This window comes from uncultured Mailhella sp. (assembly GCF_963931295.1).
In the GTDB taxonomy this organism is placed as follows: domain Bacteria; phylum Desulfobacterota; class Desulfovibrionia; order Desulfovibrionales; family Desulfovibrionaceae; genus Mailhella.
In genome coordinates, this window is record NZ_OZ007001.1 from 472872 (window position 1) to 484914 (window position 12043).

General features: G+C 42.2%; 8 protein-coding genes. 1 reads left to right on the top strand and 7 read right to left on the bottom strand.

The window, feature by feature from the left end; translation table 11 throughout:
* Nucleotides 1-152: 152 nt before the first annotated feature.
* From ABGT79_RS01905 to ABGT79_RS01925, 5 genes are read right to left on the bottom strand one after another with little or no spacing between them, the layout of a single operon-like run.
* Nucleotides 153-3878 (bottom strand): glycosyltransferase, encoded by a 3726-nt coding sequence (locus tag ABGT79_RS01905; RefSeq protein WP_346664756.1) that lies wholly within the window; start codon nt 3876-3878, stop codon nt 153-155.
* A 27-nt stretch (nt 3879-3905) separates the two neighbouring features.
* The gene (locus ABGT79_RS01910; RefSeq protein WP_346664757.1) at nt 3906-5093 is read right to left on the bottom strand and encodes a nucleotide sugar dehydrogenase; all 1188 of its coding nucleotides are present in this window, start codon (nt 5091-5093) and stop codon (nt 3906-3908) included.
* Nucleotides 5094-5130: 37 nt separating this feature from the next.
* Complete coding sequence (locus tag ABGT79_RS01915; RefSeq protein WP_346664758.1) at nt 5131-6066, bottom strand: glycosyltransferase family 2 protein; 936 nt, start codon at nt 6064-6066, stop codon at nt 5131-5133.
* Nucleotides 6063-6920, bottom strand: coding sequence for a glycosyltransferase family 8 protein (locus ABGT79_RS01920; RefSeq protein WP_346664759.1), 858 nt, complete (start codon nt 6918-6920; stop codon nt 6063-6065). The genes ABGT79_RS01915 and ABGT79_RS01920 overlap by 4 nt, the downstream gene beginning before the upstream one ends.
* Before the next feature lie 16 nt (nt 6921-6936).
* On the bottom strand, nt 6937-7800 hold the full coding sequence (locus ABGT79_RS01925) for a tyrosine-type recombinase/integrase (RefSeq protein ID WP_346664760.1): 864 nt from the start codon (nt 7798-7800) through the stop codon (nt 6937-6939).
* Nucleotides 7801-8945: 1145 nt separating this feature from the next.
* On the opposite strand from ABGT79_RS01925, the gene ABGT79_RS01930 reads away from it, so the two are divergent.
* Entirely contained in the window at nt 8946-9500 is a 555-nt protein-coding gene (locus ABGT79_RS01930; protein ID WP_346664761.1) for a hypothetical protein, read from the top strand.
* Nucleotides 9501-9896: 396 nt separating this feature from the next.
* On the opposite strand, the gene ABGT79_RS01935 is transcribed toward ABGT79_RS01930, so the two are convergent.
* The gene (locus tag ABGT79_RS01935; protein ID WP_346664762.1) at nt 9897-11531 is read right to left on the bottom strand and encodes a DUF927 domain-containing protein; all 1635 of its coding nucleotides are present in this window, start codon (nt 11529-11531) and stop codon (nt 9897-9899) included.
* A 179-nt stretch (nt 11532-11710) separates the two neighbouring features.
* Nucleotides 11711-11908 (bottom strand): helix-turn-helix domain-containing protein, encoded by a 198-nt coding sequence (locus tag ABGT79_RS01940; RefSeq protein WP_346664763.1) that lies wholly within the window; start codon nt 11906-11908, stop codon nt 11711-11713.
* Between the last annotated feature and the right edge of the window lie 135 nt (nt 11909-12043).

Consider the following 12043-nt stretch of genomic DNA (forward strand, 5'->3'; position numbering starts at 1 on the left):
TGACTTGGTTACTTTGATTCTGCTATTCTGAACAAGGCTACGCCGAAAGGGTCAGAGCCGCGACATTCTAATCTATGCAGACCCTCCACAAGGAGGGAGACAGTCGGGCGATGTCCGCTATATCCTATGATTCCGCATATGGGGACTCCGTATTAAAGCGAGCTAAAGAATCCAAGGTCGGGTGAACAAATAACGGATGTTTCTTTATCACCTCTATATGTACCAGACACAAAGGAAATATTGTTTTGTTCAAGAGTAGACATCATTTCCTTCAAAGTATTGAGCTCTCCAGAACGGTTTGTATCATCTAGCATAATAATAAAATTATCAGCGAGGCATTCTGGAATCATCTTCAAGACGTCAATTCGTGAATAGACTTTCATATCTCCGCCAAGAGGAGCATCAATGAATATGAAGTCAAACTTTTTCTTATCAAGTTTTTCAGACAATCCTACAAAGACACGAACTTCCTCTGCATCCTTATACGATTCCATAGATCGATCACACTTAAGAATATTGGTGCGCAATGAAAGTGAGAAATCATTTTTAAAGAAGTTGATCCAGTTTTCATCATGTTCTACTACTATATGCTCTACATCAGCATTCGCAGCAACGTACTGAGCAATCATGCGTGTACTCTGGCCGAGTCCAAGCTCAAGAATGCTTTTAGGCCGAGCTTCGTTCAGTACACGGAACATAATGTAAAGGGCTGGATAGCCTAGCGCCCAGCGTCCCGGAGCAAAGGTTGTATTTTTTAGCCATTCACTCTGGGAACTTACACTGTTGTATGTGAGGGCCCATACACATTCTGCGGCTGAACGGTGGGCAGCCTCCGTAATCTTTCTTATCTTCTTTATCTCCATGCTGTGCGTGACACGGTTGTTGGTAATGTCACTCTGTAGAAACTTGACGGACTCTATGAGCTGATGAAGATCAGACTCAATAGAGCGCTTCCAGTTAAACTTGCTAAATTTGAAAAAAAGTAAACGACGAATTGTACGGAATCCGCTTGTCTTTTTTGAGTACACCGGGATACCGAGAATAGAGATACGTTTCTTTGAATCAGTCTGTTCACTCTTGTAAAGCTGTATGCCAAGAATGCTGATTCGTTTTTTTGTTCCACTTTTCATTTTTCTAAAAACAGGTAAGCCAAAAATATAAATAGACTTATTATTTTTATTCTTTTCCTTGTAATAAGGCTTTGAAAATCTATTAATTGTTTCTTTTACTCTCACTTTCTTGTTCTCAGCAATCAATATTTTTCTTACGCTTGGGTATGCATCTAAAAATGCCTTCAGTTTAATGTCGTTCTCATTTTGCAGGACATTCTTCTTCCATAATGGCAAATCCCCATCCTGAGAGTGAGGGACATAATTTAGTTCCACCATGGGCGGATTTACAATGTTTATTTTTGTACCCTGTAATACACTCATTCCCCAGAACCATATATCATCAGCATCAGGACAGATTTTAGTAAATATATCTTCACGCATAACATCCCTATATAGTAGGCTACTGTGGTATACAACACCACCTACACCTGTAAAGAAATTTAAAAAACTTGGAGAAACATTATACTCTTTAACATTCCATCTCTGATAAGGCAAAATATTTCCATTATGAATAACTATACGATGTGCACGCAAGCAATGAATCATGTCAGGATGCTCGCTATACGCATGTACAAGTCGGCGCAACCAGTCACGCGGATAGATGATATCATCGTCAGCAGTTACGATAATATCATCTGGATATTTTTTAAGGGCAGGAATTAATTTTTTGTATGATCTGAGATCAGTACACCATTCAATACAGAAAGAATCAGAAATCAAATCTGTAAGATCCGTCGGAAGTTCTTTTTCTCCCTGAGGAAATTGTTCTTTAGCAAGCCAAAGAATAATTTTTTTATAATGACAATCTTGTTTTAAAAGTGATTTTATCGTGTAGCTTACAGTATTAATTCGTAATGGATAAGATGTGAGAGATATGATAACATCAGGAAACTCTGGAAGAGGTTCCACTGTAGGAAATAATTCATGATATTTTTTAGAAAAAGTTGAACGTAAATTTTCAGGAAGAAGAAAATATGTTCCAGTACAATCTTTTTTAACTCTATCATACAGACAGTTTAAATATATATTTTTTTCTTTTTCAAATTTTAAATTTTGTATTTCATTGTATATTAAATAGTATACATCTATCATATCAAAGCAGCGTTCATCTTTCTTTGAAAGGATAATAGATGATTTATTTTCCCTATAATAGTATATTGATTTATTTGTATAAGAAATATAATTAGAGTACATAATTGATGTAAATACAAATAAATTATCTTCTCCATATTTAAACCCAAATGGAAAATGTATATTATTTTTATTAATAAAATTGTTATTATATATTTTATTCCAGCATACACCTGTTGATATAATCATCTTATATTTATCATTAATTGTTGAAATATCCTGTGTAATGCCCATGTTCTTTTTATCGTATGATGGAACACGAATTACATTTGATGTAGAGGCTATATCTGCGTTATGTTCTATTGCTGACAAATAAAGATTCTCAAAATAATCGGAAGAAATGTAATCATCTGAATCAACAAAACCGATATAGTGTCCTTTTGCCATAGAAATACCTATATTTCTAGAGCCTGCAGGACCTATATTTTTTTCATTTTTTACTATTTTTATTCTTGAATCAAGCTTTTCATATTTTTTCAATATAGAAAATGAATGATCAGTTGAGCAATCATCTATGCAGATAATTTCAATATTTTTCATAGATTGATTTATAATACTAGTTAGACATTCTTCAATATATTGCGAAGAATTATATACTGGTATAATAATAGATATACAAATATCATACTTAAGACTGTAAAAAAGACATTTATATTTAGACATTACTTCATCATCATTTATATGTTTAACAAGTATTTTCATTTCATTAACAATTTTGTCTTTTTCGTGAGATTCTTTTAAGTAATTATCATAACGAAAAAAAATTGATTCTATTAAATGCTTTCTTATACATTTTTTTATATTAATATTTTTATCTTCTATCATTTTAATTATTCTAAAAAATGTAATAATTTGACAATTAAAATGATCTTTTCTTATGCCAATTAATGATTTATTGTTATTTATTCTATAATATACAAATCTTTTCTCTGTAAGATAAACATAGTTACATTTTAAAATGCATTTATAAAAAAATGTAACATCATTTGAACATAGCAAATTATCAAACAATATATTATTATCAATAATAAATTTTCTATTATATATACCTGACCATGGTGCATCTGAAATATGAATCATAATTTCATAATCATCATTAAAGTTTAATTTTTTATAAAAATATTTTTTATTTATAGCTCCCATATTAGTAAAATATCTATTAACTATTTTATTATTTTCATTATCAAATGAATATGATCTAAATTTTACAATATCAACATTAATATTAGTAATAATATCGTACATACATTTATAACTATTTATATCTAACCAATCATCACTATCTAAAAAATGAATATATTCTCCTTTAGAAACCGAAATTCCTACATTTCTTGCCACTCCAGCATGAAGATTTTTTTGAGAAATAACAGTAATTCTTTTATCTTTTCTAGCATAATCTTTAATGATATCAAGAGACTTATCAGTTGAACCATCATCAATACAAATAATTTCTATTTCTTTAAGCGTTTGCCCTATAATACTATCAAGACATTTACAAAGATATTCTTCTGTATTATATACAGGAATAATAACAGAAACTTTTGGAACATAATTTATATTATTTTCTATAATAATACATGCTTCCGTTTCTGACTCATTAAAGGCGTTTTTTACTTTGATTATGGAAGAATGCATAATAACTCCGTTATGCAATGAATATTTTTAGTCTCTACCAAACAAATCACGAGTATAAATCTTAGATTTGCAGTCTATTAACTCATCGGAGATGCGATTACAGCAGATAACATCTGATGTGATTTTAAAATTTTTCAAGTCGTGGATAACATCAAATCCTTCAAATTTATCCCCTGACAGAGAAGGTTCATAGATTACCACTTTTACTCCAGCAGCGCTTATCCGGCGCATTACATCCTGAATGGCCGATGCACGAAAATTATCACTTCCGCTTTTCATGGTAAGGCGATACACTCCTACGGTGGCAGGATTCCGCTCCAGAATCTGATGAGCGATGAAGTTTTTACGTGTGGCATTAGCCGCAACGATGGCCGAAATGATATTGTTAGGCGTGTCTGCGAAATTGGCTTTGAGCTGTTTGGTATCCTTGGGCAGGCAGTAGCCGCCGTAGCCGAAGCTCGGGTTGTTGTAGTGAAGCCCAATGCGGGGATCGAGACCTATCCCCTCGATGATTTGAGCTGTATTCAGTCCGTGCAGCTCGGCATAGGTATCGAGTTCATTGAAAAACGCCACACGGAGAGCCAGATAGGTGTTGGCGAAAAGCTTGATGGATTCCGCCTCTGTGGAGTTGACGATACGGACGGGAATATTTTTGTCTTCCGCCCCTTCCTGGAGCAGAGTGGCGAACGTTTCGGCGTGACGGCGAAGCGTTTCCGAGCCTCCCCGGGGCACCCCCACGATGATGCGGGAGGGATGAAGGTTGTCGTAAAGAGCCCGTCCTTCGCGGAGAAATTCTGGAGAAAACAGTATATTCGGCAGGGCATGCCGCGTCATAACATCGAGCAGAAAGCCCACAGGCACCGTTGATTTGATGACGACAACCGCCTGAGGATTCACGCGCTCCACGATGTTCAGCACGTCTTCTATGGAAGAAGTGTCGAACCTATTATGCTCTGCGTCATAGTTGGTCGGGGTAGCTACGATGATATAGTCTGCCTGACGATAGGCGGCTTCGGCGTCGAGGGTGGCGGTGAGACGCAGACTGCGTGTCGCGAAAAAGGATTCAATTTCGCTGTCGGCAATGGGCGAACGACGTCGATTGATAAGATCAATCTTGGCGGGCTGTATGTCTACAGCGGTGACATTGTGATGTTGAGCCAGCAGAACGGCAAGACTCAGTCCGACGTAACCTGTACCAGCGATGGCAACATTCATACATGTATTCCTGATGATGAAGGTCTATAATTAATTCTCATCCGTGATAACAAAACATTGTATTTAATAAATTCTTTATTCTTCCTCTAATTACTCGCTTGATAAATTTATATCGATAGTAAAATGGAAGAAATAAAATAACATGTTTGATAAATATATTAGCATCTTGCAATGTTGGAAATTGTTCATACTCATACATACAATGGTTAAACATCATTTTATAAAATGGTTTAAGATTGTAAAAAGAAGTATTGTTTTTGATGTATAAAAGAATTTCTTTTCCAGCTTCAATAATATTGGAAGCATAGTGGTAACGCTTGCTGCTGATATTATGCGGATTCTTACGATAGATAAGCAGCTCTTCATTCAGAAAAAAAATACGCCGTGCAGCAAGAGTTGCAATTTTGGTAAAGGCAAAGTCATTGCATGTGCGAAGATTCTGGAAGCGGAGCCCGTGTTCTTTCAGAAATGCGCGTCTGAAGAGTTTGTTCCAAGGAGCCGGATTCGTCCAGGAAAGTCCGTCGATTCCGATAGCAATGTTTCCTCCGTGTTCAATGGCCCGGTGGGAAAGACCACGGTCATGCCAGAGTTCTCCTGTCATGAGATTTTGTTCGCAGTATTTGAAGACAACGATGTCGGCCTGCGTACGCTGCGCCAGAAGATAGCTTTTTTCCAGCATCTGAGCGTCAAAGAGGTCGTCCGCGTCAAGGAACGACAGATACTCTCCCCGGGCTGAAGCCATGCCCGTGTTTCTGGCGGCTCCTGCACCCTCGTGAGAAGTGTGGAGAATTTTGATGCGGGGATCCGTGTCTGCATATTCGCAGATGACGTCGAGCGTTCTGTCGGTACTGCCGTCGTCGACGAAAAGAATTTCAATGTTTTTTAGTGTTTGATTGATGACGCAGTCAAGAGTTTCTCTTAAATATGTTTCTGCATTGTAGGCTGGAATGATAACGGAAACGGACGGATTCATGAGCGGGCCCTTTTAAAAGAGAGAAAAGAACATTGCTTGAAAAGGCGCACGAGCCAGCTAGCTTTCCACGGTCCTTCTTTTTCATACTTCCAGAACTCCGCACGCCCCGGAGCCTTGCACCCCCAATGCCAAGGTTTTTTGTGCCCGATGAAGTGCAGAATGTTTGCCGTTCTGCTCAGCGCATGAAATCCGGTTTCCCTGCACTTGTGCGTTTTGGCTACCTGACAGTTCCATGTCATATCGAGTTCATGGATACGCCCTTCCAAGACACAGTTCAGAACATCCTGATCGTGCATGACGATGCGTTCATGCTGCTCTTCAAGAAACAGGAAGAAGTCCTTCTGCGTGTTTTCACGGCGCATGGATTCGAGATCCATGAGAAAAAGTCCGGCATTAAAGTAGCGTTTCAGCCCAAGCCTTGCAGATTGCTTGTCTTCGTCGATGTCTTTCACCGCTGCGGCAAGGTCTCCATTGAGTTGGGTGTTCCACAGCGAAGCAAGGCTCGATCGGCATATCATGTCGCAATCCATGTAGATGCACCGGTCGGCATAAACGAGTGAAGGAATAAGCAGCCGATAATATGTTGCCAGGCTGACATGATTTTCTTTAGTGATATGCAGGCATACACCGGAAAACTGTTCAGCTGAGACGAGGATGAACTCGATGGAGGCTTTTTTTACTTCTACCATGTCGCTGATACGGCGACGACTTTCCTCAGATAGTCCCCCGTCTAGCACATGAAAGAGCAGATCATCGCCCTCCGTTCTGTTGCAGAGAACGGACATAATAGTAACAGCAAGTGGATAGGCATAGTTGTCGTCAGATGAAAGCACAACATGTATAGTGGTCTTCATGAAATTCAACCTATTATTATTTATCGATGATTTGTGTGTCATAGACGGTGTTTCTGGAATGCTGTGCTCTATAATGCTGCGCAAAAGTTTCATAGGCTTCCCTATTTCCGAGAGACGCGACAAAACTCTGCCCGATGTCCTGAATACGAAGCTCCGGTCTTCCCAACCTGGTACGCAGAAGATTCCAGGTATAAAAAACAGACGTAAGACGCTGCCCAGATGACGAGGCAAAGAGCCACGGCACATCTTTACGACGGGGAAGTCTGCGAATAAGTCTGATTGCTTCGGCGTTCAGGGGGATCAGTCTGCTTTCCCCTGTATAGGTCATCCTCGTGGCAAGGACTGCACGACGCAGATGCACATCCTGCCAGCGGGCGTAAAGGATTTCCGACTTGCTGGCACCGGTAAGCAAAAGCAAATGAATAGCCTGCGCACTGGGACGAGCGGCATATTCCTCAAGCAGATAAACAAGCTTCAATGCTTCTGCTGAAGTAAGAATTTTTGGAACTGTTTGCGGCTTCCTTTTGCGCACGACCATACTCTGGAATGCGGCATCACTCTTGAGCACTCCCAACCGTACGGCAAAATTCAAAATATACTTGACGAGCCAGAACAGACGATACTGTGAACTGGGGGAGAGACCGTTGTTTTCCAGTGAAGAGAGCCATCCCCTGAGCCGTTCTTCAGAAATTTCGGACAGAGAACAGTTACCAAGATAGGGCAGGATATGTCGGTTCAGATATCGCTCGTCAGTCTTCCAGCTTCGTTTATTTTGCTGCACGTAGGGAAGATACCTGCTTCTGACGAACTCCTCGAACAGACACAGCTTATTGATATCACTCACATGGCTTGTGATGATGGTACTTTTCTCCCCAGCCATACGCTAATCCTCAGTTGGAGCGTCTAAAAGGTGTACTTTTTGGCTGGCGGGGGAAAGAATAACTCAGCGTTATTTTTCTGCTGGAATTTTAGAATATTCCTTGCTATAGGACTGAAAAGAAACTGACATTATCAAGAGTGTCTGAAAAGTACACTTTTTAGACATGTTATCCAACAGGCATGCTGGTGAATCGCTTCGATGATACTCCTGCCGTACCAATAAAAGCTGTCAAATTACCGAGAGCATCCACCACCGCATGGACTTTGGATGTAAAACCACCACGACTTCGGTTGAGAGCCTGATTGATTCCAGAGCTATGCCGAGCTCCGGCACTATGCTTATGAGCATGAACGTATGTCCCATCAATCATGGTGTGATTCATGTCAGCCTGCAGGCAAGACGCTCAAGGATAACGGTCAGATATCCTCTTTTCTGCCAACGCTTGAATAGGGAATATACAGTTTTCCACGAACCATATTTCTCTGGCAAAGCCCGCCATGGAGATCCGGTTCGCAGCATCCCATGTACAACATTGAGAAAGTTTCTGATGTCACCAGTCGGTCGCCATCCTCGAGGAGAACCTTCTGTCGGCAGTATAGGCTCAAGTCAGAGCCAGAGGTCTTCAGGGATGTCATAGTAGCACATTGCCCTGTCGTAACACGATGAAAACCTTACCTAACTCGGCTTCCCTCTTTTCGAGAACAAGGTTTGCAGACACACCTAGCAAGGAGACTGCGGTTAGGAGGACGAAACAATGAGCATCAGACATGTAAGCCTGCACGGCTAAGAGCTAATTTTTTGTTAATATTTTCAATTATTATATAAAAATATTACTGATGACACGGTTTCGTGCTCAGTGAAAACTTATCGACGATAAGGAGTCCCCCATGCACTGCCCGAAGTGTTCATCAGATACGATGATACCCGTTGACTTCCGGTTCCTGTGGAACCTGTTCAACGTTCACAGTCGTGGTCAAAAGATTCGGTATGCACGGCTCAGAAAACAACTGTTTTTCTGCCCTCACTGCCGAAAATGTTACATCATGTCGGATCTGTAGATCAGTAGTCCCCACCTCATAGTACCATCAACCGCAAAAGGCCGGATTCCTCACGGAGTCCGGCTTTTGCTATTTAAGGAGGTTGTTATGCCGAACTGGGTATCCAACACCGTTACCCCGCTCAATGAAACGGCTGTTTCGTTCACTCGTGAGCATATCGTGGATGAGAAAGGTGAATTCTGCTTCAGCAGGCTTGTCCCTCTCCCGCGTGAGCTCTCAAAAACTAGTTCTCCGAACAGAATCGTTTCCCCGGAGGAAATGCAGATGTTCAAGGATCGGTATGCGGATCGTGTTTGCACGGAGTATGAGCAGCAAGGGCTGCTTTATGTGGAGCATCCGTCAGGCTTCATCGAAAGCTGCTGTACCGCCGAGTGTGCTCAAAATCTCATCAAGAAATTCGGAGCCGCAGACTGGTACACCTTCACAAACAGCCATTGGGGCTGCAAGTGGGATGCCTGCTGCCGGAAACATGACGACACCAGCTACTTCTTCGATACGCCCTGGAGCTATCCTGAAACGTTTACGGAGGTCATGGCAGCATCATGCCCTGAAGGCCACTGGCAATGGCGATGGGAGGAAGAGCAGGGCTTCGGCGGAATCTTTGAGATCCGGAACGGCATCATTGTTCACACCGATTCCTAGGATATCCCGGAAGAAGCTCCTGCCCAACACTAAACGCACTGCTTCTCCCTGAGCGTTCTCCTCCATATTCGCCCCGTCAGTACCATGTTCTGACGGGGCATTTTTTTGCGAGCGTGTCGAATCATATGCCGCGTGATGACGCTTTTCTTCCGCCCTCCCTGTTTGCATCGGTAGTGGTATTCGTTTTACAGCGCGTCGTACTTTTGGGCTATGACAGCTCTTTCCCCCCTTAGCCACGGAATTCTGACGATTTTTTAATTATCTGATCTATTTCAACTGTATGACTCTATTTTTTTCGTCAAGACAGCCAATATGTGCAGCATCTTTCCGTCAATTTTCTGACGAACGGCAAAAATAAAAAGGCTCCTTTCATTGCTGAAAAGAGCCCTGAGATTATCAGTCCTTGGGAAGAACTACCACATAGTAATATCCTTTCTTGCCGCAGACCACACGTTCGTTGTCATCACGATCCTTGCGGGTCTTCAGCCATCCGGCCTGTTTCAGCCATTCCACCGCCTTTTTCTGAGGAAACATGGTGTGAAAGGTTGCCTTGGAGAAGAGATACTCCGTTCCTTTCGATTTGGGATTATAGTATCCGATCAGTTTGGAAACGTTATCGCCAGACATACTGACATGGATGAACTTTGACCGGTTCCGTTCAATACAGGCCCGAAACTTGTAGAGAAATTGTTGTTGTTCTTGATTCGATGAATTCTCGTAGTCCTTCAGCCAGTCATCGTAGCAACTGCGAACTGCGGCTTCTATGTCCATTTCGAAAGGTAAAATTTCTGCGTTCCAGGCAGCCTCGCCAGCAATCCATACGAGGGCAAAACGACGAGCTGCTCGCCTGATCACAGTTTTTTCTTCAGAGCCGCAAAGCATGTCCTCTTTTTGTTTCAGTTGTCTTTTCAAGCAGCTAATCCGACTTGGCAAATTTTCCGTCAGCCACTCTAAAAACTGAGGTCCAGCCGTACCGGTGTATTGATCAGCAAGGGAGACCATATCCGAAACAAGCTGAGCGGCACTGCTTCTCCCATGGAGATGCATAATCATGTCGGCACGTACAGGAATGTCCAGGAAGCGAACACGTTGCCCGTCATGGCAGGACGCTTTTTTTTCTGAGAGCTTATCCATGAGGCTGACTTCTCCGCTCGAAAGAAACAAACAACGCCAGGAATTTTTTTCCTGCAGTTTACCGTTTCCGCTGCTTCTGTTTTTGCCAAAGCCATTGGCCAGCATGTACACCGTCTGATGAAAGGACCCTGAATCCATTTCTCCCAGCTCGTCAAGGACCAGAAGATTGTCGTTATGCTCCGAAGCAATGTTTTCAAGAGCGTTTATCGTTGAATTCCAAGATATTATATCATTTCCCCATACTGACGAGGCAATTTTGAGAGCCGTAGTCTTCCCGGAGGATGATTCACCCACAAAATTAAATCCTCCCCCTTCAATTCCCAAAGGAGTCAGGAGAACTGCAGCAAAAGCTGCGCACAGCGCAAAAACGAAACGGGTATTTCCAACAGCAGTTTCGGCAAGCTGGCCCCACTCTTGAAGGTTTCCATGATTGCGGTAACCACTGCAGCTGCATTCAAAGTGATATTTGCTCTGGTCAAAGGTGCCGTAGATACGTTTAGGAAGGATGTACACCTCTGGGGCTCTTTGCCAGCCTACTTTGGTGATACGTGTGACAAAAGGATACCAAGTCAAATCCTGCTGAATACGCTCAAACAAGACATCCGGAGGAAATCCTTTCCGACAAGAATACCCGCCGTCACAGAGAATATTCCGGAAGAAAGAACTGTTCTTGGCATGGATGCAGGAAAGAGGGATTTCCAGTTTCTTTTCATGGGAGCTATAATCCTTGAAGGATACGAGTAGTCCCCATTTGTGGCTGGTTGAATTTTCCGTAATTCCTATGATGCTAAATCGAGCAGTGGGGGAAAGCAAACACCTTAGCAGATATTTTTCAAAAATGATTTCACCCTCTAAGTTCGTAATATAGGACCCAAAAGGTTCGATGGCAGTACTCACTTGTAACTCCTTACCTTCACAGTGCAGAGCCGCCAAAGAGTTTGACCCTGCACCGGTATTCAGGAGAGTACGCATGCCGAGAAGGACTGCACCGATAGCGGCGTATGCAGACCATTAGTGAGACAGCAGGCGGAGTGCGCAAGCCTACCTCGTACGGCACGCCGTACTCGAAGATAGGCCTAAAGAGAGAGATCTCGCTTCTGTTCAACGAAGGCGAGAACTTCCTTCAGCTCCCAGACTGTTACACGACTTGAAAGGCGGAAAGGATCGGGCAACTTGCCTTCAGCCCGCCAACGCCAGATGGTTGACTTGCTGACACCCAGAATGGCGGCGAGATCCGATGCCCGAACGAATTGAGATGATCTTGAAGTTGTCATCGTCAGGTCTCCTGGCTGCAACCTCTGAGACCTGAGCAATTACACACACCCAAAAAGGGGGAGAAGCCGTTATCGGCTTGACGTCAAAGTCGATCCGAAAAAGGGACCAAATGAGGAGCAGCGGTTTTGATGGAT